Genomic DNA, 18,772 nt, shown 5'->3' with positions numbered 1-18,772 from the left:
CTCCGACAGCTCCGACAGCTCCGACAGCTCCGACAGCTCCGACAGCTCCGACAGCTCCGACAGCTCCGACAGCTCCGACAGCTCCGACAGCTCCGACAGCTCCGACAGCTCCGACAGCTCCGACAGCTCCGACAGCTTCGACAGCTCCGACAGCTCCGACAGCTCCGACAGCTCCGACAGCTCCAGCACCTCAGCCAGTGGCAACGCAGTCAGCCGCAGAATATTTGGCAAACCCGCTTTAAGGTTTCCATTGAACAATAAAAAAGACGCCTCGGCGTCTTTTTTCATTTTAGGAAAATTAGGGCTTTTGCAGTTGCGTTAAGGTTTTACGTGCCAGTCCTGGATCATCGGCAAATACACCATCTACACCAGCTTTATAGAAGTTTTCAAATTCTTTGGCCGCACCGGTATCACAGCGTTCTGTCGCCACAGAGCTACATTTTAAATAGTCAGGTAAAAAACCATTTTCAGGTCTGAGTGTATAAGGATGGACTTTCAAACCAGCAGCATGGGCATCTTTGACAAAACTGGTTTGTTTAAATTCAGTGTTTGAAAAGATATACGTTTTACTTGGGCCTACACCATCTGCATATTTAGCCACTGATTTTAGGCCTTCTGCAGTGGCTAAACTTGCATAATTTTGAGGTGAGCTTTGTTGCTGTAAGTCACCCGGTATGGCAGTTGGACTATCTAATAATTGAATAATTTTGCCATGTTTGAGGGTTTTCTTTTGCGTGAGTTGATCACGTAAGTATTTAAGATTGGTGGTTTCAAAAGACTGTAAATATACAGGCGCGATATCACGTGTATAACTGTATTTGGCAAGCGTTGTGAGTAAGCGATCTTCCATGGCTAGATTTTGCTGTTGGAAAAATGTGGGATGCTTGGTTTCAATATATAAACCAACAATTTTCCCAGTTTTTTTATAGTGAGCGTCGGCAAGTTCAATGATTTGTTCGAGCGTTGGGATGCTGTATTGATCATTATATTGAGTGTTATTAGGGCGATATTGAGCAATACGCTCACGTGCTTTTACATTTTGAGTCAGTTCATTCAAATTAAAGTCTTCTGTAAACCATCCTGTATAGTCGATACCATCGATTTTTTTGGTGGTTTTTCGATCCGCAAATTGTGACAGCGTACTAATATTGGTTGTCCCTGAAATTTCACTTTCATGGCGCGCAACCAGATAGCCATCCTTGGTTGGCACTAAATCGGGTTCGATAAAATCCGCACCATCATCAATCGCTTTTTGATATGCGGCAAGGGTATGCTCGGGTCGCAAAGCACTGGCACCACGATGCCCAACAATGACAAAACCTGTATCAGGCAAAATAGGGGGCTTGGTGACATGGGTTTTATCGTCATCCGAATTACATGCAGATAAACCAAAAACGCTAAAAAGGAGCAGTGAAGACACGCCCCATGAGGATTTCACTTTGCTTGTTATGGCTAGATTTAACTGTTTTGTTAATTATTTTTGCATGGCTGCCTCGGCATCTTTTTATTTAAATGAATGAAGTTGCAGGCATACATTGCAGGGCAGTGGCTAAGACTTCATGACAGAGGCGGTTTTGTCACATAAATTTACTAAAATAGCTGAAGTGGAGGCTCTCCATATTTTCTACATATTTCGCTTCAAGCAAGGTTTTTATGTAGTCTAGGCTTGTAATCAAGCACATTGTGATTGATTATCAATAAGATTTTTTGAAAAAATCAATCAACATATTTTATTTCATTAATTGAAAAGTGACATGGACTGATGCTGTCTAAGTTTTTTATTTATCGACCGATTTTTGCAGGTGTCTTGGCGATCATCGTCATGGCGCTCGGGCTATTTGCTGTGCTCAATTTACCGGTAGAGCGCTATCCAGATATTGCGCCACCACGAATTACGGTCAGCGCAAGTTATAGCGGTGCGTCAGCAGAAACAGTTGAGGAAAGTGTCACACAAGTTCTTGAACAACAAATTAAAGGAATTGATCACCTTTTATATTTTAGTTCAAGCAGCGACTCTTCAGGTCGAAGCCGGATCAGCATCAGTTTTGAAAATGGCACTGACCCAGATACCGCTCAAGTACAAGTACAAAATGCCATAAATGGAGTAATCAATCGGCTGCCTGAAGATGTGCAGCGCCAAGGGGTAAATGTCTATAAATCTTTGGGTGATACCCATATGGTTATCGGCCTCTATGATGAGACTGGCAAGAGTTCGAATATCGAACTTGGTGACTATATGATGACTCATCTAGAGCAGGACATTGCTCGAATTGAGGGTATCGGTGAAGTCGATGTTTTTGGTTCGCAATTTGCCATGCGCATTTGGCTCAACCCACTGAAGTTAAAGCAATATAGCCTTATGCCCAGTGATATCCGTGCGGCTGTTGAATCACAAAATACGCAGGTTGCAGCCGGAGCCGTAGGTGAATTGCCGAGTGTATCGGATCAATATCTCAATGCAAAAGTCACTTCAGGTTCACGTTTAAAGTCAGTTGAAGAATTTGAAAATATTATTGTCAAATCTGCACGAAACGGCAGTTTTGTCTATTTAAAAGACGTTGCACGTGTTGAATTGGGTGCGGAAAATTATTCAGGGGTTAATACCATTAACGGGTATCCATCTTCAGGGATGGGGATCTCATTGGCTTCTGGGGCAAATGCACTTGAAACCTCAGCCTTAATTAAGCAAGAAATTGAACAGTTAGCGAAGCAATTACCTGCCGGTTATAAAATCGTTTATCCACGGGATAACACGCCATTTGTACAAGAATCGATTAAAGAAGTGGTGAAAACGTTATTCGAAGCCGTTTTACTGGTGGTTTTGGTGATGTTTATCTTCTTACAAAATTGGCGAGCAACGCTGATACCTGCGATTACGGTGCCTGTGGTGATTCTTGGGACTTTAGCGATTTTATATGCTTTGGGCATGACCATTAATACGCTCACATTGTTTGCATTGGTACTGGCCATCGGTCTGTTGGTCGATGATGCGATTGTTGTGGTGGAAAACGTCGAACGTTTAATGCATGAACAACAGTTAACAGCAAAACAAGCGGCCATCGAGTCGATGCATGAAATTAGCGGGGCATTAATCGGGATTACTTTGGTATTGACCGCTGTATTTATTCCCATGGCGTTCTTTGGTGGCTCAACGGGCGTGATCTATAGACAATTTTCCATAACACTTGTGGCTGCAATGGGCTTGTCACTGATGGTTGCGCTGATTTTAACCCCTGCATTATGTGCCTTAATTTTAAAACCCAATCCGAAACCACAGCGCTGGGCGATTTGGTTTAACACCAAATTAGAGACTTTAAAAACCAAATATCTAGCACTTGCACAAGCCACGGTTCGTTATCGCTTATGGACGGTGGTTTTGTTTGCGGGGCTCATTACGGTATTTGCTTTGTTTTATCGTGCTTTGCCGACCAGTTTTATTCCTAGTGAAGACCAGGGCATTTTGAGTGTGCAACTTAAATTACAAGAAGGTGCACCGATGTCGAAAAGTCGTGAGATCGGTGAACAAATTCGGCAGTACTTTTTGACTGAAGAAAAGCAAAATATTGATTTGGTGATGATTCGTTATGGACGAAATTTTTCTGGTACGGGTCAAAACTTAGGGCAAGGCTTTATTGCACTGAAGCATTGGGATGAACGTTCAGGACAATACAATTCAGCGCAAGCGATTCGTGAACGTGCTATGAAACATTTTAAAAAGTTCAACAATGCACAAATCAATGTCAGCATGCCGTCTTCAGTCAGCGGTCTTGGGCAAACCGATGGTCTGGAGTTTTGGCTGCGAGATATGAATGGTGAGGGTCGTGCTTATCTCGATGAGCAATTTAAAAGCCTGCAAGAGAAATCCGCACAATTCAGTAGTTTCGAAAATTTAGACAAACGCTCTAACCCAGACAAAGCTGAACTGAAAGTTGATATTGATCAAAAACAAGCGATGGCTATGGGTTTAACGCAAAATGCGATTAATAGCACCATGAGTAGTGCATGGGGCGGGAGTTATATTAACGATTTCATTGACCGTGGACGTATTAAACGCGTCATGATGCAGGCAGATGCCGAATTCCGTTCTAAACCAGAAGATTTGGCTTATTGGCATGTACGTAATGACCAAAATGAAATGATTCCATTTAGTAATTTTTCAACCATTGGCTGGAGTGGCGGCCCTGAAGTCGTCAATCGCTTTATGGGATACACCGCATTACAAATGGAAGCGGATACAGCCAAAAATGTCTCAAGTGGCCAAGCCATGCAGGATGTTAAAGCTTTAGTCGATCAGGTGCCTGGCGTGGATGTGGCATGGAGTGGTTTATCTTTTGAAGAGCAAAAATCAAGTCATCAAGCGATTTGGCTATATTTGGTCTCGATTGGATTTATTTTCCTCTGTCTTGCCGCCCTATATGAAAGTTGGAGCATTCCGACCGCAGTCATGAGTGCGATTCCACTCGGGATAGGCGGTAATATTTTGTTTAGCTACATGACCGGTTTTCCAAATGACATCTATTTCCAAATTGCCTTGCTGACGACCATCGGTCTGTCCTGTAAAAATGCGATCTTGCTTGTAGAGTTTGCAGCGATGGCACAAGAAAAAGGCAAACATGTAATCGAGGTTGCAATGGAAGGCGCAGCACTACGTTTACGTCCTATTTTGATGACCTCTTTGGCTTTTGGTGCAGGGGTGGTTCCTTTAGTTCTTGCTTTTGGCGCAGGTGCAGCCAGTCGTCAAGAGATTGGGGTAAGCGTACTCGGTGGGGTAATATTCGGTACGGTCTTGGTGCTGATTTTTATTCCGTTTATGTATGTGATGGTCCGCTCTATTTTTAAAATCAAACCGGTGTCTGAAACTTAGAAATAATTCACGCACAGTGTATAGCTCTAGTAAAAGCCACCGTGAAAGCTTGAGTACATCGCGGTGGCTTTTTATGTCGCCAAATTTATGTCACCAAACTTTCGACAGGGAATGTTCACAGAGAATTTTCGCAAAGAACGTTCACCGAGAACATATTGAAGAGATTTGAAACTCTTTAGTTTATCCTTCAAAATGTGCTCTACATAGAAAGATTAAAATAAGAGTGAGTTGAATGGCGGATTTAATACAAAGACAGCGTGAAATTTCCGCTTTGCTGCAACAACAAAATTATGCAGCAGCAGTTTTCGCTTTACAGCCTCTGAACTACGCTGATCAGGCTCGTTTAATTCAGCAATTTCCAATCGAAGATCAAATCGAGTTACTTTCAGGTTTAGACCATCAAGGCTTGGTATTTGAGTTTTTCCCTTTTGAGTCACAGCGACAGCTGATTTCACGTTATCCACTGCGTCTACAAATTGAACTATTTGATGATATGCATTCTGATGATGCAACGGACTTATATAAAAGTTTAACTGATGCAGAACAAGATCGGATTTATCAACAACTTGATCAAGATACCCAAGAGCATCTAAAGGCGTTATCTGCATATGCAGAAGAGTCTGCAGGTGCAATCATGAGTTCAGACTATGTCAGTATGCCTGCTGACTTTACCATGCAACAAGCTATAGAGGCCTTACGCCATGAACCGCATGACCGTGAAACCCTGTATTTAATTTATGTCACCAATGATCAGTCTCAATTAGAAGGAGTGATTTCACTGCGGCAAATTTTGCAGGCCGATCGTGATGCACGGATTCAACAGGTGATGACCAAAGATGTGGTGACCGGCTGGATAGATGAAGACCAAGAAAGTATTGCTCGAAAATTGGCAGAATATGATTTTATGGCCTTGCCGATTGTGGATCATGCCCAGCGTTTGATGGGGATTGTCACCTATGATGATGCGATGGATGTGGTACAGGCTGAAACCACTGAAGACTTTTTAAAAGCCAGTGCGGTGAGTACCGAACCAGGTATGAGCATTAATAAAGCACCGATTTTAAAGTTGTATCAAAAGCGGGTGTTCTGGTTGGTGATATTGGTCTTTGGCAGCTTATTGTCCGGATTAGGCATTTCATATTATGAAGACATCATTGCCGCACATATCGTCTTGGTTTTTTTCTTACCCTTACTGGTCGGAAGTGGAGGCAATGCAGGTTCACAGTCTGCGACTTTAATGGTGCGAGCGCTTGCCACAGGGGATGTAAAAATTCGAGATTGGTTTTATTTGTTGGGACGGGAGACGCTCGTCGCACTTTGCCTCGGCGGAACCATGGCCATTGCTGTATCGATTTTAGGCTACTACCGTGGTGATGCAACCGTCGCTTTAGTCTTGGCTTTAAGTATGATGGGCATCGTATTGCTTGGTTGTTTAATTGGGATGAGTTTGCCCTTTATACTCAACAAGTTAAAGCTCGATCCTGCAAGTGCATCTGCACCATTGGTAACCTCGATTTGTGATGCGACCGGCGTGGTGGTGTATTTGATGATTGCATCGCAATTGCTTAATTTATAGAGATTAGCATTTTGCTACAGATTGAAGACTTCTAATATGTTTTAATCTCAGTGATTTACACGGTTTTTATTGGATAAAACATGACTGAACCATTAAAACAAAAAATGTCAAAGCAAGAAGTCATTCGTCTTGAACGCGATCTCGCAAAGTTTGCCAATATGATGGACTCGGTGGTTCGAATTCCATTTACCCGACAAGGGGTAGGTGCAGATGCAGCGTTGAGTACCATTCCGGTCGCTGGTGATATCGCAGGATTCGTCTTGACCTGCTATGCCGTCTATAAAGCCGAACAGATTGGCGTACCACAAGCCAAATTAAATGGTGTGATGAAACTCGCGGTTATGGATGCTGTCGTGGGGTTTATTCCTGTTGCAGGGACGATCTTCGATGTGTTTATTCGACCGAGCCGTAAAGCTTTAGATGTCGTACACACGCATATTCGCGAAGAATATCAAATCAGTACAGACCAACATGTGGTACATCCGTTTTTACATGAAAAATTAGAAGAGAAACAACAGCAATCGGCTTTTTGGCGCAACCCTGTGATTGCATGGTTATGGATCCATATCCCAGATATACTCGGGATGATTTTCTTATTGGTGTTTATCTTTGCAATTTACATGGGCGGTTCATTGCTTTGGCAATGGTTAAAGGCCAATGGGGTATTGTAGATAGGACAGATTTGTGGCTTGAGTGCTAGCAATGAAAGGCTGTTCAACTGAAAAGTGATTGATAAAACAGTAAACGCTCTGAGAAAAAATTAGACTCAAAAAAAGCCTCCATAGGGAGGCTTTTTTACGACTTACATCAGATGCTGAATTATGGGCAATCTAATTGTTGTAAAGCCGCAACACGTTGTTCAATCGTTGGGTGTGTTTGGAACAATGCAGCTAAGCTGAAACCTTGTTCTTGACCCGCAGAAATAGCAAAGGCTTTCATTTCTTTTGGCATTTGATCTGGCATTTCAGATTCTGCTTGTAAACGTAATAGGGCAGAAATCATCGCTTGTTTACCTGCTAGACGCGCACCAGCTTCATCGGCACGGTATTCACGGTAGCGAGAAAACCACATCACAATAGCAGACGCTGCGATACCAAAGACAATATCTAATACAATCGTAATGACGAAGTATGCGATACCCGGTGCTTCACCATCTTCACGACCGAAGACATTACGGTCGATAAAGTCACCTGCTACACGTGCAAAGAACATGACAAAGGCGTTGACTACACCTTGCACCAAAGCAAGGGTCACCATGTCACCATTGGCTACGTGACCAATTTCGTGAGCGAGTACGGCACGGAGTTCATCTTTGTTCATACGCTCCAGTAGACCGGTAGAAACCGCCACTAAAGCATCATTTTTGTTCCAGCCTGTTGCAAAGGCATTTGACTGGTACGATGGGAAAATACCCACTTCTGGCATTTTGATACCAGAACGTTGTGCTAGTTGCGCAACTTCGTTGAGTAACCATGCTTCAGCTTGGCTACGTGGTGCATTAGGGTCAATCAGCTCTGTACCCGTGGTTTTTTTCGCCATCCATTTTGACATGAATAGTGAGATCATCGAACCCACCATACCGAACACAAAACAGATAACGAGCAAGTTGCCTAAGTTTAAGCCGCCTGCACCGTGGTAACTACCGACACCGAAGAGTGACAAGATTATGCCAGCTACAACCAGTACCGCGAGGTTGGTCAGCAAGAACAAACCAATCCGCATCATTGGGTAAATCCTCTTATTATAGAAAAATGATCTGATTTACAAATAAAAATCATTAAACTCAATATGAGGTGAAAGTCTTAAAATTTCAAGGAAAAATTAGTAAAACAGATGCAATTTTACAAAATCAGTGATTTTATTCATTGAGATAAATGCGCGCTGAGGCAGAAGCATTTGCTGTCGCAAATGAACCTGAAGGTGCATCGGTAAAACTACCATTGTCCGTTTGAATAATTTGACGTGCCGGTGACTTGGCAACAGCAGGGGCAGCGGCATGGTAATTGTCCGAACTGGCAATAATCCGACCACTATTAGTAGAAGTGCTATTTGAACTGCTCGAACCCGAGACACTTAAACTACCAGCATATAGGTTGCTGTAGCGGCTAGTGACACGGCGGACATAGTCTTGAGTTTCACGAAAAGGTGGGATGCCACCATATTTTGCGACATTGCCTTCACCTGCGTTATAACCAGCTAAGGCAAGTGAGGTGTTGCCATTAAAACGTTTCAGTAGCCAAGATAAATAGCGCGCACCAGCCATAATGTTCTGATGTGGATCGTAGGCATTCGATACATTGAAGCGACGTGCTGTGGCAGGCATGAGTTGCATTAATCCTTGCGCACCGACTGGTGAGCGTGCATTGGTGTTAAAACCAGATTCGGTATGCATCACCGCTTTGATCAGACCTTCGGAAACACCATGTTGGGCCGCGGCTTGTTTAATAATATTGTCAAAGGCATTTTTATTACGGCTATAGCTTGGCAACACAGACGCTTCATTTGAGCCCCAGTTACTATAACTATGGATATTACTGTCCGGATAGTAGGTTTTTTTCTCGACTTTCAGATTGCTATAGCGGCCTTGTTTATTGGTTAGTAGCGTTGTGCCGTTACTTTCACGTAATTGATAGATCGTTTGGCCGGCAAAAATGCTCGGTGCAGCTAAACTGATAGCCACACTTCCACTTAATAACAGCCCCAAAGTCCAAGTATTGTTTTTCATTTTATTGTGAAGAAAAAAATTCTGTCCCCAAACAGTTAAAATAGAGTTTATCAAAAAAAAATCAGATGAAAAGGCTTCGAGGGCTGATTTCTTCTTTACTTTGTAAAAATCAAGTCATTTTGATGATTCAATAATCAAAAAAAATATTTATTTTTTTTTAATGAGCATAACTTGACACATCTAAAGCATTGATAAGTAAGGGATAATAAATTGATCAAAAAATAATCAATTTAAATAGAAGCCTTAAAATAAGGGCAGCTCACCTTGTCAAGTCATTTAAAATCCACAAAGTTATCCACAGCTTTTGTGGACAACTGTGGAAAAGTCCAAAAGATAAGCGTTTCGCCTAAAAAATGAACTCGACCGTATAAAATAATGCGCTGAGGATTACGTGATCATGACAGTATTTTTACTTTTTTCGGAAATTACATTCTTTTGATGCGAGAAGTCTGCGAATCGGATAAAATTGCGCGGTATTTTTTTTTAGGTTTAACTCGTCTATGTTCTCGCCAGTTGAGTCCGAACAAGGATTTAATTTCAAACCAGAACTACCAACTAGCTCTGCGTATTATCGTTTATTGAAAAAGCTACGCCGTCAGGTCGGTCATGCCATTCGTGATTTTAAAATGATCGAAGAGGGCGACAAGGTGATGGTCTGTATTTCAGGCGGTAAAGACAGTTATACCTTGCTCGACATTTTGTTGCAGTTTAAGCGTATTGCACCGATTAATTTTGATGTGGTTGCGGTCAACCTTGACCAAAAACAACCGGGTTTCCCTGAAGAAGTATTGCCACGTTATTTAGAAGAAAACAAAATTCCGTATTACATCTTAGAAAAAGATACCTACAGCATTACTAAACGTTTAACCCCAGAAGGTAAAACGTATTGTGCAGTATGCTCACGTTTACGTCGTGGTTCGTTATACGGCTTTGCTCAAGAAATTGGGGCGACGAAAGTGGCTTTAGGTCATCATCGTGATGATATTTTGGCGACGTTCTTCTTGAACTTGTTCCATGGCGGTAGCTTAAAAGCCATGCCACCGAAATTATTGTCTTCTGATAAAAAGAACATTTTGATTCGTCCACTGGCTTATGTGGAAGAAAAAGACATTATCAAGTATGCAGAAATGCGTAAGTTCCCAATTATCCCATGTAACTTGTGTGGTTCACAGGAAAACTTACAACGTGCGATGCTAAATGACATGCTGCGTACTTGGGATAAAGAATTTCCAAAACGTTTACACAGTATTTTTGGCGCATTGCAAAATGTATCGCCTTCACAACTGGCAGACCGTGAGTTATTCGACTTTGAAGCCTTGGATGAACAACGCGAATTTGACTTCAAAAATAGCGAAAGTTGTTCAACTGAAGAAGGTGAGCCTGAAAGCAAACGCATTAATATGGTGAACTTAGGTTTTATGGCAGATTAAGCCGAAAACTTCATCACGCAAAAGGCATTCTACGGAATGCCTTTTTTATGCTTATGATTTTTCTCATTTTGTTGTTAAACAGTTAAATATTGAACGGTGCGTACAAAAAACTTTAGCCTTTTCGCAAATGATCATGCTATAACAAGCCTCAAGCAAAATATGCTTGCACTGATGTTGTCCGGAACGGCAACACACACGAACAAAATAAATTGAGGAAAGATCATGCCTGCTTTTTTAACTGATGATTGGTTTTCAACTGTAGAAACTCTGACAGCTCAAGCTGGTGATTTAAACTTACCACCTGCATTGGCTAATCTTGCAATTAACCTTGTGGTTGCTGACGCTGCAGGCAATACTGAATTGTCATTAGACGGTGGTGCAATTAAAAAAGGTTTATCTTCAAACGCGAAAACAACGTTGAACATGGATGCTGAAACTTTACGTAAAGTATTCCTTGAGTTTGATATGGCTGCAGCGATGCAAGCATTTATGACGGGCAAAATTAAAGTACAAGGTGATATGTCACAATTGATGGCATTGCAAACTGCAAAACCAAGTACTGAACAAAAAGATTTATTCAAAAAAGTACTTGAGCAAACTGCTTAAGTCCAAAAAGAAAAAAGCTTACCCGAAGGTAAGCTTTTTTTGTGCGCTCACATGTAAATGTTAGATGGACGCATATTAGATATTCACCAGTTGTGGTGTGGTTTTAATATGTTCCAAATAAGCACGAATACGTGTGACATATTGCACGGCTTGACGATAACGACCATTGCTGGCTTTGTTACGGTCGAGATAAGCATATAAGTTCACCCACTTATTCGGGTTTTTACCCTGAGCTTGGATGCGCTTTTGAATCTGACTTACAGCACCAGGACCCATGTTATACGCCACTAAGGCATACCAATTACGATCTGGGTAGGGAATGTTGCTATAACGATTTAGCATTTGGTCATAGTACTTAGCACCGCCCTGAATGCTTTGCGTCGCATCTGTACGGTTGCTCACACCCATGGCTTTTGCTGTACTGTTGGTCAGCATCATAATGCCACGAACACCCGTCGGGGATACCGAGTCAGGTTTGAGGTAAGACTCTTGATAACCAATCGCTGCCAATAAATGCCAGTCTAGGTCATATTGCTTGGCCGTGTTTTTAAAACTTGCCTTATAGATTGGCATACGTTTACTTAAATCACGTTGAATCACATTCCAAGAATCTTGTTTGACCACATTACGGTTGTAGAACGATGCCAACTGTCCAATTGCGCCATTTTGTTTGGCTCGGCAAATAAAACCACTTGCGGTTTGGCTGAGTGGATCATCTGCATTTTTAAATACCCAGTTTAAGTTGCTGTTTAAACCATTTTTTTTCAAAGAAACGGTATCACCACAACTGGCTGAAAATGAAGTCAAGTGTTTGGCTTCAATGGTACTCATTTCGGCAGTGGTCATAGCAAAATTAGCTTGACCTTTGGCAACCATTTTTAAAGCAGTGGCATTGTCGTTCACTGTTTTAAAATCTAATTGGACATTTAAACTTTCTGCATAGTTACGTGCAAGGTCGTAACCAAAACCATGTCGATGTTTACCATCCTGAAAAACAATGTCAGGATTGGCAACGGCAACAACAGTGAGTTTATTACTGTTGACGACAGCATCATATTGATGAGCTGTTTTGCTGGCATTAATACTGTGAAAAGGAATTAAGACAGTACTGAGTGCAAGCGCTTTAAATGGGAGAGAGTTAAAAGAGTTAAGGCAAAGCCTCGACCCAGAAGTTGAACTACTGTGCATGTTGTCTCCGCTACAAGTAATTTATGCCCTAAAAAGCAAAGGCAAACACGCCTCAGACTTTTTCAAGTTTGATAAATTCAATAAGGGTTGGGCAGTCATGACGTCATTCAAAAATGACTAGGGGTTTTCGGGAAATGTGTAGAAAATCTACACTGGATAAAAATTAAACAAGCCTAAAAGATGTGCGCATAATAATAAGCAAAAAAATACTTGTCAAATTTTGTACGAAAAAATATTAAAATATGTAACATAAATAATTGATTTTGTTTACGAATAAATTTTATATACTTTGCCTGTGTAGAAATGGAGGATAAAATAGGCATGTTTTGTAAAAATCAGCGCTTGCTCAAGGCCGAAAAATCATCATGAAATCTAACTTAATTACCCGTGGTGGACACGATTTATTGGTCGCTGAACTTCAACATTTATGGCATGAAGAACGACCTGAAATTACCAAAAAAGTGAACTGGGCGGCCAGTCTTGGCGACCGTTCGGAAAACGCGGATTATCAATATAATAAGCAATTGTTACGCAAAATTGACCGACGTGTACGCTATTTGGGAAAACGTTTGGAAGAGCTTCGTATTATCGATTATTCACCCGAACAAAAAGGGAAAGTCTATTTTGGGGCGTGGGTCGATATTGAAAATGATGAAGGCGAACAAAAAACGTTAAGGATCGTGGGGGTAGATGAAATTTATGATCATCATCCACAGCATATCTCAATTGATTCACCTATGGCTCGAGCACTCCTGTCCAAGCAAGTGGATGATGAGGTCGAAGTCCTGACCCCACTGGGAAAAAAATGTTGGTATATCAATTCAATTCGTTATGAAATGGGCGAAAGTACTGAAAAATAACAAACTGCTCTTATTTTGTTCAATTGGACGTGTTTTTTACAAAATAATTTGCCATTGCTGAAATTTATTTATATGATGGCGGCCATGGAAGCGTGGCAGAGCGGTTTAATGCACCGGTCTTGAAAACCGACGAGGGCGCGAGTCCTCCGTGAGTTCGAATCTCACCGCTTCCGCCAAATTCAAAAACCCTGATGTTTTAACATCAGGGTTTTTTTATATGCGTAAATTGAGGCAATGCAATTTGCCTTGATCTCAATTCAATACATATTGATTGAGCATCTATTTTTCAGCTCTAAGCCAAAATTTTACAATCGCCTAAATTTTGTATGAACGATTCGCCAAGTGTTCAAAATAAGGCAAAATAATTTGCCAATCTGAATTTTTATTTATATGATAGCGGCCATGGAAGCGTGGCAGAGCGGTTTAATGCACCGGTCTTGAAAACCGACGAGGGCGCGAGTCCTCCGTGAGTTCGAATCTCACCGCTTCCGCCATATTCAAAAAACCCCAATGTTTTACATTGGGGTTTTTTTATTGCCTAAATTTTTTGAATAGTTTTTTTCTACAGGCGAAGCTGATATACAGCATGGATATGACATGCTATTAATTATTCACAATAAACAGAAAACAAGATCAATCGATTTGGAAAAGGAATTCACCCATGCAAAAATCAGAGCTTATTCATGAACTGGAATGGCAAGCGCGTTGTCAATTGGCGGCACTGTATCGCTTGGTGGCTTATTATAAAATGACCGACTTAATTGATACCCATATCAGCCTGCGTTTAAGTCATGAACCTGAGCATTTTCTGATTAATCGCTATGGTGTGACCTTTGACAAAATGACGGCTTCGGATTTGGTCAAAATTGATCATGAAGGTAAAATTGTTGAAACCTATGATGCGGGGAAGATGGTGAATGTCGCAGGTTTTGTGATTCATTCTGCCTTACATCATGCACGTACAAATATTAATTGCGTGATTCATACGCATACTGCCGATGGCGTGGCAGTTTCTGCGCAGGAACATGGTTTATTGCCAATTTCGCAACATGCGTTAAAGTTCTATCAGAACATTGCTTATCATGAATATGAGGGCATAGCCTTTTCAACTGAAGAGCGTGAAAGGTTGGTGCAGGATATGGGTGATTATCGCTGCATGATTTTACGCAATCACGGTTTGCTTGCGACTGGGGATAGTGTGGCACGGGCATTTCATGAAATTTACTTTTTAGAACGAGCTTGTCAAATTCAAGTAAAAGCATTGTCGAGTGCTACATTGCATTATCCAAGTCCGAAGGTTTGTGAACATACGTTGCAGCAGTTTGAAAATCCGATGGCCGAGCCCATTATTCAAGCGGCTTGGCAGGCGGCCTTGTCTTTAATTGAAGATCAGCGGTCAGATTATTGTCGCTAATATAATTTTCAATCATCTAGCTCATAGAGTATAGGCGCTATGCCTCATGTGCAGAAGAATAGTCATGGCTTGGGCAACGCGTTATCATGTTTATAGTGGAACTATGAGATGAACTATGAAAATCGTTGCAGATGAAAATCTGGCATTTACTGAGTATTTTTTTGCCGAATTTGGTGAAATAAAGCAAGCAGCAGGTCGAACACTGACCCATGAAGATGTCAAAGAAGCCGATGCATTATTGGTGCGATCGGTGACTCAGGTAAATGCAGACTTAATTCAACAGACCGCACTCAAATTTGTCGGTAGTGCTACGATTGGAACAGATCATTTAGAGATTACTGCTTTAGAAAAGCAGGGGATTGCTTGGTCAAATGCCGCAGGTTGTAATGCACAAGCGGTTGCAGAATATGTGATTACGGCATTGCTTTACGTTAAACCTGAATTGTTGAATGCAAATGAACAATTTACCTTGGGCATCGTTGGTTTAGGTAATGTTGGTTCACGTTTGGCCGTCATGGCAGAATTATTCGGTTGGAATGTCATTGGCTATGATCCATTTGTGCAATCTGATCAGGTGAAACAAGTTGAATTTGCAGAACTGTTAAAAAATGCAGATGCGATTAGTGCCCATGTCCCACTGACTAAAGAGGGTGAACATCCTACCTATCATTTAATCAACGCTGCTGCACTTTCTACTATGAAGCCAACTGCGATATTGATTAATTCCGCGCGTGGGCCAGTGGTCGAAGAAGCTGCCTTAATTGCCGATATTCAACAGACTCAGCGTAAAGTGGTCTTAGACGTTTTTGAACATGAGCCAGAGATTTCAGCAGCGTTGTTAGATTTAATTTACCTGGTGACACCGCATATTGCCGGCTATAGCTTGGAAGGTAAAGCGCGTGGCACACAGATGATCTATGAAGCATTCTGTCAAACTTTCAATCAACCGATAAATAAGGCTTTTGAAAGCCAGTTGCCTGTCTGTGAACAATATTTTACGGGTGCTGACTTTAAGACGGTATTACAGCGTTACTTAAAAGATATTTATGATATCGCTCGTGATGATGCCAACTTACGTGCTTGCCTAAAAGACGGTAAGGTGGATCAAAAAGCCTTTGATTATTTACGTAAAACCTATCCTTTACGCCGTGAATGGGCTGCACATGGAGGCCCAGCAGCATGAGTCAAATGAACTTTCAACCGAGTTGTGAACTCACTGCACTTCGTGCACGTGCCACGATGTATGCTCAAATTCGCCAGTTTTTTGCGGCACGTGATGTACTAGAAGTGGAAACACCTGTGCTTTCTCAAGCGGGTGTCACCGATGTGCATTTAGCATCGGTACAGGCTCAGCGCCATGTGAATGGTCAAAAGCAAACGCATTATTTGCAAACTTCACCTGAATTTGCCATGAAACGTCTGTTGGCAAGTGGCAGTGGATCTATTTACCAAATCTGTAAAGTTTTCCGTGATGATGAACATGGACGTAAACACAACAGTGAATTCACCATGTTGGAATGGTACCGTCCGGGTTTTAGCTTAAAAGACTTGATGTTTGAAGTGACGGACTTATTGAATGAAACTTTGAAACAGCGCTTTGGTGAAGTTCGTCCAACTATTTTGAGCTATAAGCATGCCTTTATGGATCGTTTGGATTTGAACCCGTTACAAGCTTCTTTACAAGATCTGAAAGATTGCTGTCGTCGTGTGGGACTAAGCTTAGATCTGGGTGAAGACCGTTTAGGCTATATCGATTTATTGTTCTCGCATTATGTTGAGCCGAGCCTCGGTTTTGATACGCCAGTGTTCCTTACAGATTTTCCACCGGAAATGGCTTCTTTGGCGAAAACCCGTGTGGACGAAGATGGTGAATTAGTTGCAGCACGATTTGAGCTATATATCGAAGGTTTAGAGTTAGCAAATGCTTATGATGAACTGATTGATGCAGACGTTTTACGCCGTCGTTTTGAGGCGGATAATGCAGAGCGCGCTAAACTTGGCTTGCATGTGATGCCGATTGATGAATATTTGCTTGCTGCATTACCGTATATGAGTGAGTGTGCAGGTATAGCCTTAGGCATTGATCGATTGCTAATGGTGGCAACGAATCAGTTAAAACTTGAAAAAGTCATTAGTTTCCCAGCTGATATTTCTTAAAAAATGTCTTGATCGGCTGATGGTAAAATTGGCCGATCAATTTAAATGTTTAGTAAAACCCAAACTATAGGCTTCAAACCCTAAATTTTGATAAAAAGCATGTGCGGCATAGCGTTCAGGACGATTACCACTGTTGAGTAAAATACGTTTTAGACCTTGTCGCCGAGCGCTTTGCTCAATGGCTTGCATGAAGCGTCGCCCTAAACCTTGACCGCGATAACTGGCATCAATGACAAAAGCCTGAATCCGAATAAATCCTTCCTCAAACTCCCAACTGTATTGTTGGATAAAACCTGCATAACCAATGACGCGGTCATCAGCCATCATCACCAAGGTTTGATAATGCTTATCCAAATGAATCAACTGCCAATGCTGTTGGAGTCGCTCTGGTGGTATTTCATAACCCAATTGGAGTGTGAGTTGATGAATGTCGAGGAGATCTTTTGGGAGGTGTAGTGGACGAATTTGGGGATGCATATTGTCAGCTCGATGGTTTGTTTTCCTTAGAGCATAGATGAATGAGCCTTGATGTGAATGCAGATATTTTTCAAAGCTTATCTATATCTGAAAGGGCAAGGTGAAATATTGCAAAAGTTAAAGTTTTAAAAATATAGAAAAGGAAAATATAGAAAAGGTAAATTAAAAAAGCACCCGAAGGTGCTCTAATTATGCTTCAACTGCATATTGACTGGTTTTTAGTTCTGCAATGGCTTGGATACGTCGTTCAATCAGCATTTCACCAATATCCGGCCCTGATACATCAGGTGGAAGATCGGCAGCCTTAATATTACGAACCACCTGCATAGCATCTAAAACGTATTGAGCTTGCGGATAGGCACGATCCTCTAAACCTAAGCGACCACGTGAATCACATTCACAGGCTTGTACAAAGGCCTCTACGCGTTCAGGACGGCGTAGTACATCCATACGTTGTAACAGACGCCATAATGTCCCCGGTTTTAAACTCAAGGCTTGATGGCATTTTAAATGCTCTTTACATACTGAAATGGCCAATTGCTTGGTATTGGTGGGTACACGCATACGGTCACAGACTTCGGTAACCGGTTTTACCCCACGTTCTTCATGCATGATATGGCGTGGTAACTCATCTACTGGAGTGAGTGCTTTGCCCAAGTCGTGTACCAGTACAGCAAAACGAACATCCAAAGAATAATTGGCACGACAGGCTTGCTGCAATGACATCATGGTATGAATACCACAGTCTATTTCAGGATGATATTCAGGACGCTGTGGAATACCGTATAACGCATCAATTTCAGGGAATAAGACTTTTAAAGCGCCACAGGCTCTTAAGACTTCAAAATATTCATCTGCATGGTCTTCCATTAATGCACGGGATGTTTCCTTCCATACGCGTTCAGGTGTGAGGGCTTCAAGCTCGCCAGATTTGGCAAGCTCTTGCATCAGCGCAAGTGTTTCTTCAGCCACTTTAAAACCTAAAGCTTTATAACGTGCTGCAAAACGTGCAATCCGCAGAACTCGCAAAGGATCTTCGACGAAGGCATCAGACACATGGCGAAGGATGCGTCGCTCTAAATCTTGTTGACCATGGTAGGGATCATAAATTTGGCCAGCATCATCCATGGCAATCGCATTGATCGTGAGGTCACGTCGAATGAGATCTTGTTCGAGTGTGACATTGACGTCGGTATAAAATTCAAAGCCATGATACCCATGTCCAGACTTACGTTCTGTACGGGCTAAGGCATATTCGTCTTTGGTCTCTGGATGAAGAAAAACAGGGAAATCTTTACCCACAGGTTGATAACCTTGAGCAAGTAATTGTTCCGGCGTTGCACCGACAACGACATAATCTTTTTCGTGATAGGGGTGCCCGAGCAAGTGATCTCGAACTGCACCGCCTACTAAATAAACTTGCATGAAAAAACCTCTATTCTTAGAGCAATCATGCTACAGAACAGAGGTTTTCT

General features: G+C 41.8%; 16 protein-coding genes and 2 tRNA genes. 12 read left to right on the top strand and 6 right to left on the bottom strand.

The features are described 5' to 3' along the window. Nucleotides 1–242, top strand: a 242-nt coding sequence (locus tag FTU64_RS16475) for a hypothetical protein (RefSeq protein ID WP_373683918.1), incomplete at its 5' end; no start/stop codon positions are given. Nucleotides 243–298: 56 nt separating this feature from the next. Here the strand turns inward: FTU64_RS16475 and FTU64_RS04050 are convergent. Next, nucleotides 299–1,420 carry a glycerophosphodiester phosphodiesterase family protein gene (locus FTU64_RS04050; protein WP_180059269.1) on the bottom strand — a complete coding sequence of 374 codons (1,122 nt, stop codon included), beginning with the start codon at nt 1,418–1,420 and terminating at the stop codon, nt 299–301. A 342-nt stretch (nt 1,421–1,762) separates the two neighbouring features. On the opposite strand from FTU64_RS04050, the gene FTU64_RS04045 reads away from it, so the two are divergent. The 3 genes from FTU64_RS04045 to FTU64_RS04035 all read left to right on the top strand — a co-directional run bounded on the left by FTU64_RS04045 (nt 1,763) and on the right by FTU64_RS04035 (nt 7,111). Beyond that, nucleotides 1,763–4,864 carry a multidrug efflux RND transporter permease subunit gene (locus FTU64_RS04045; RefSeq protein WP_180059268.1) on the top strand — a complete coding sequence of 1,034 codons (3,102 nt, stop codon included), beginning with the start codon at nt 1,763–1,765 and terminating at the stop codon, nt 4,862–4,864. 232 nt (nt 4,865–5,096) lie between these two features. Then, nucleotides 5,097–6,440: a magnesium transporter gene (mgtE, locus tag FTU64_RS04040; RefSeq protein WP_180059267.1), complete on the top strand. Its 1,344-nt coding sequence runs from the start codon at nt 5,097–5,099 to the stop codon at nt 6,438–6,440. A gap of 80 nt (nt 6,441–6,520) precedes the next feature. Next, nucleotides 6,521–7,111: a DUF4112 domain-containing protein gene (locus FTU64_RS04035; RefSeq protein WP_180059266.1), complete on the top strand. Its 591-nt coding sequence runs from the start codon at nt 6,521–6,523 to the stop codon at nt 7,109–7,111. Between the two features lie 148 nt (nt 7,112–7,259). Here FTU64_RS04035 and htpX read toward each other — a convergent pair whose 3' ends face one another. Together htpX and FTU64_RS04025 are read right to left on the bottom strand one after the other, a co-directional pair. Then, a complete protein-coding gene (htpX, locus tag FTU64_RS04030; protein ID WP_078190437.1) occupies nt 7,260–8,165 on the bottom strand; it encodes a protease HtpX in 906 nt (301 codons plus the stop codon). 133 nt (nt 8,166–8,298) lie between these two features. Further along, nucleotides 8,299–9,165, bottom strand: coding sequence for a lytic transglycosylase domain-containing protein (locus tag FTU64_RS04025; protein ID WP_168378305.1), 867 nt, complete (start codon nt 9,163–9,165; stop codon nt 8,299–8,301). Between the two features lie 500 nt (nt 9,166–9,665). Here FTU64_RS04025 and ttcA point away from each other — a divergent pair, with 500 nt between their 5' ends. Both ttcA and FTU64_RS04015 read left to right on the top strand, forming a co-directional pair. Next, the gene (ttcA, locus tag FTU64_RS04020; protein ID WP_168378304.1) at nt 9,666–10,595 is read left to right on the top strand and encodes a tRNA 2-thiocytidine(32) synthetase TtcA; all 930 of its coding nucleotides are present in this window, start codon (nt 9,666–9,668) and stop codon (nt 10,593–10,595) included. A 222-nt stretch (nt 10,596–10,817) separates the two neighbouring features. Next, a complete protein-coding gene (locus FTU64_RS04015) occupies nt 10,818–11,201 on the top strand; it encodes an SCP2 sterol-binding domain-containing protein (protein ID WP_078190434.1) in 384 nt (127 codons plus the stop codon). Nucleotides 11,202–11,276: 75 nt separating this feature from the next. Here FTU64_RS04015 and FTU64_RS04010 read toward each other — a convergent pair whose 3' ends face one another. Beyond that, a complete protein-coding gene (locus tag FTU64_RS04010) occupies nt 11,277–12,389 on the bottom strand; it encodes a transglycosylase SLT domain-containing protein (RefSeq protein WP_180003373.1) in 1,113 nt (370 codons plus the stop codon). Nucleotides 12,390–12,754: 365 nt separating this feature from the next. On the opposite strand from FTU64_RS04010, the gene greB reads away from it, so the two are divergent. From greB to epmA, 6 genes are all read left to right on the top strand, one after another. Continuing rightward, on the top strand, nt 12,755–13,249 hold the full coding sequence (gene greB, locus FTU64_RS04005) for a transcription elongation factor GreB (RefSeq protein ID WP_180003371.1): 495 nt from the start codon (nt 12,755–12,757) through the stop codon (nt 13,247–13,249). An 86-nt stretch (nt 13,250–13,335) separates the two neighbouring features. Further along, nucleotides 13,336–13,425, top strand: a tRNA-Ser gene (locus FTU64_RS04000). 228 nt (nt 13,426–13,653) lie between these two features. Next, nucleotides 13,654–13,743: transfer RNA gene (locus FTU64_RS03995), tRNA-Ser, on the top strand. A gap of 167 nt (nt 13,744–13,910) precedes the next feature. Then, the gene (locus FTU64_RS03990) at nt 13,911–14,663 is read left to right on the top strand and encodes a class II aldolase/adducin family protein (RefSeq protein WP_180059265.1); all 753 of its coding nucleotides are present in this window, start codon (nt 13,911–13,913) and stop codon (nt 14,661–14,663) included. A gap of 115 nt (nt 14,664–14,778) precedes the next feature. After that, on the top strand, nt 14,779–15,846 hold the full coding sequence (locus FTU64_RS03985; protein ID WP_180049068.1) for a 4-phosphoerythronate dehydrogenase: 1,068 nt from the start codon (nt 14,779–14,781) through the stop codon (nt 15,844–15,846). 5 nt (nt 15,847–15,851) lie between these two features. Continuing rightward, entirely contained in the window at nt 15,852–16,820 is a 969-nt protein-coding gene (gene epmA / locus FTU64_RS03980) for an EF-P lysine aminoacylase EpmA (RefSeq protein ID WP_373683566.1), read from the top strand. 36 nt (nt 16,821–16,856) lie between these two features. Here the strand turns inward: epmA and FTU64_RS03975 are convergent, their stop codons facing one another. Together FTU64_RS03975 and FTU64_RS03970 are read right to left on the bottom strand one after the other, a co-directional pair. Next, nucleotides 16,857–17,297 (bottom strand): GNAT family N-acetyltransferase, encoded by a 441-nt coding sequence (locus tag FTU64_RS03975; RefSeq protein WP_180049066.1) that lies wholly within the window; start codon nt 17,295–17,297, stop codon nt 16,857–16,859. A gap of 189 nt (nt 17,298–17,486) precedes the next feature. Beyond that, entirely contained in the window at nt 17,487–18,722 is a 1,236-nt protein-coding gene (locus FTU64_RS03970; RefSeq protein ID WP_180020723.1) for a multifunctional CCA addition/repair protein, read from the bottom strand. Nucleotides 18,723–18,772: the final 50 nt, after the last annotated feature.

The sequence above is a fragment of the Acinetobacter sp. YH12128 genome (assembly GCF_013418655.1).
In the GTDB taxonomy this organism is placed as follows: Bacteria; Pseudomonadota; Gammaproteobacteria; order Pseudomonadales; family Moraxellaceae; genus Acinetobacter; species Acinetobacter amyesii.
Note: the sequence above shows the minus strand (reverse complement) of the source record. Positions and strands in the feature narration are given on the sequence as shown.

Bases quoted from the DNA above. Each gene is read 5' to 3' on its own strand.
- greB (WP_180003371.1), top strand. From the start codon at position 12,755: ATGAAATCTAACTTAATTACCCGTGGTGGACACGATTTATTGGTCGCT.
- FTU64_RS03975 (WP_180049066.1), bottom strand. From the start codon at position 17,297: ATGCATCCCCAAATTCGTCCACTACACCTCCCAAAAGATCTCCTCGAC.
- FTU64_RS04015 (WP_078190434.1), top strand. From the start codon at position 10,818: ATGCCTGCTTTTTTAACTGATGATTGGTTTTCAACTGTAGAAACTCTG.
- FTU64_RS04035 (WP_180059266.1), top strand. From the start codon at position 6,521: ATGACTGAACCATTAAAACAAAAAATGTCAAAGCAAGAAGTCATTCGT.
- FTU64_RS03985 (WP_180049068.1), top strand. From the start codon at position 14,779: ATGAAAATCGTTGCAGATGAAAATCTGGCATTTACTGAGTATTTTTTT.
- ttcA (WP_168378304.1), top strand. From the start codon at position 9,666: ATGTTCTCGCCAGTTGAGTCCGAACAAGGATTTAATTTCAAACCAGAA.
- FTU64_RS04010 (WP_180003373.1), bottom strand. From the start codon at position 12,389: ATGCACAGTAGTTCAACTTCTGGGTCGAGGCTTTGCCTTAACTCTTTT.
- epmA (WP_373683566.1), top strand. From the start codon at position 15,852: ATGAACTTTCAACCGAGTTGTGAACTCACTGCACTTCGTGCACGTGCC.
- FTU64_RS04025 (WP_168378305.1), bottom strand. From the start codon at position 9,165: ATGAAAAACAATACTTGGACTTTGGGGCTGTTATTAAGTGGAAGTGTG.
- mgtE (WP_180059267.1), top strand. From the start codon at position 5,097: ATGGCGGATTTAATACAAAGACAGCGTGAAATTTCCGCTTTGCTGCAA.
- FTU64_RS04045 (WP_180059268.1), top strand. From the start codon at position 1,763: ATGCTGTCTAAGTTTTTTATTTATCGACCGATTTTTGCAGGTGTCTTG.
- FTU64_RS03970 (WP_180020723.1), bottom strand. From the start codon at position 18,722: ATGCAAGTTTATTTAGTAGGCGGTGCAGTTCGAGATCACTTGCTCGGG.
- FTU64_RS03990 (WP_180059265.1), top strand. From the start codon at position 13,911: ATGCAAAAATCAGAGCTTATTCATGAACTGGAATGGCAAGCGCGTTGT.
- htpX (WP_078190437.1), bottom strand. From the start codon at position 8,165: ATGATGCGGATTGGTTTGTTCTTGCTGACCAACCTCGCGGTACTGGTT.